We start from the raw sequence: 1,259 nt of genomic DNA, 5'->3' as shown, positions 1-1,259 counted from the left end.
GCCGACTCGGCCAGCTGCTGCAGCAGCTGCTGGCTTTCCTGCAACTGGCTCAGTGCCTGCGGCGCCGCCAGCTGCGGCGTACCCGGCTCGGTGGTCAGCAGCAGGCCACGGCCGGCGCGCAGTGCACCCTGGGCCTGCGTGGACAGTTCCACACCAAAGCCCCGCTCGCCCTCGCGCACGTTGTCCTGGCCGCCCTTGAGATGGCCCAGGGTCAGGGTGGTCTCGTGCTGGGTGGTGGACAGCTGCGCGCGGCCCTGGCCCGGCGTGTCATCGAAGCGCAGCTGCTGGTAGCCGCCCTGCCCGCCCTGGCTGTCGGCCAGTGCCTGGCTCTTGAAACCGGTATACACCGCGGCGTGATCGTTGCCCTCGAACCATGCCGCCGCATTACCGGTGGCGTTGGCACCGCCACCGTTGATCTGGTTGTGCTGCGCGTCCTGCTGGCCACGGCCGTTGTACACCGCACCGACCACCACCGGGCGGTCGATGTCGCCCTCCAGGAAGGCCACCAGCACTTCCTGGCCGCGCCGTGGCAGCACCACGCCGCCCCAGTTGTCGCCCGCCCATGGGGTCATCACCCGCACCCACGTCCAGGCCCCCCCGGTGGCCGGGGCATTGTCGTCCCCACCCGGATGGGCCAGCCCGCTGCTGGCGTTGCCGCCGCGCTGCCACGGGAACTGCACCTTGATGCGGTGGTCGCGGTCGGACAGCAGCGGGTCGCCATCGCTGACCACGATCGCACTGAGCGTGCCGGTGATGGTCGGCCGCGGATGCAGATGCGCGCCATGGCCATCGTCGGTCTGCGGCCGGTAGGTCACTTCGGCCGGTATGGCCACGAAGCGATTGTCGTAGAAGGCGGTGGAGACCTCACCGGGCGCACGCCCATTGGCCAGGCCCGACAGCGCGCCCGGCAGTGCCGGCGCGGCCACGCTGGACGGACCCAGGGTCTGCTCCAGCGCATCGAATACATCGGCATCGAGGTTGTTGCGCGCCTGGTGCTGCACCGACAGGCACAGGAACTGCGCGTCCTGGCTCACCTGCGGGTGCTGCGACAGGCCGAACCGTGCGCCCGGGGCCAGCGTGCGCCACTGGCCGGCACCGTCGATGGTCTGCGCGCGCACGCGCAGCGCATCCAGGTGCTGCTGCGCGCGGCGCTGGCCGCGGGCATTGTCCTGCCAGCCGTAGGGGCCGCAGGTGTCGCGGTCGATGATGCCCAGGTCGTTGGCCTGCCCGCTTTCGGCGCTGGCCTGGCGGCGCTCCAG

At 71.4% G+C, this 1,259-nt stretch carries 1 protein-coding gene; it reads right to left on the bottom strand.

Going from position 1 to position 1,259, the window contains the following annotated elements; genetic code table 11:
• Positions 1–1,259, bottom strand: a 1,259-nt coding sequence (locus ABE543_RS18605; protein ID WP_346476009.1) for a type VI secretion system Vgr family protein, incomplete at both ends; no start/stop codon positions are given.

This window comes from Stenotrophomonas sp. TWI169, assembly GCF_039674705.1.
Taxonomy (GTDB): Bacteria; Pseudomonadota; Gammaproteobacteria; order Xanthomonadales; family Xanthomonadaceae; genus Stenotrophomonas; species Stenotrophomonas maltophilia_P.
The sequence above is the reverse complement of the archived record's forward strand: the minus strand, read 5'-3'. Positions and strand labels throughout refer to the sequence as shown.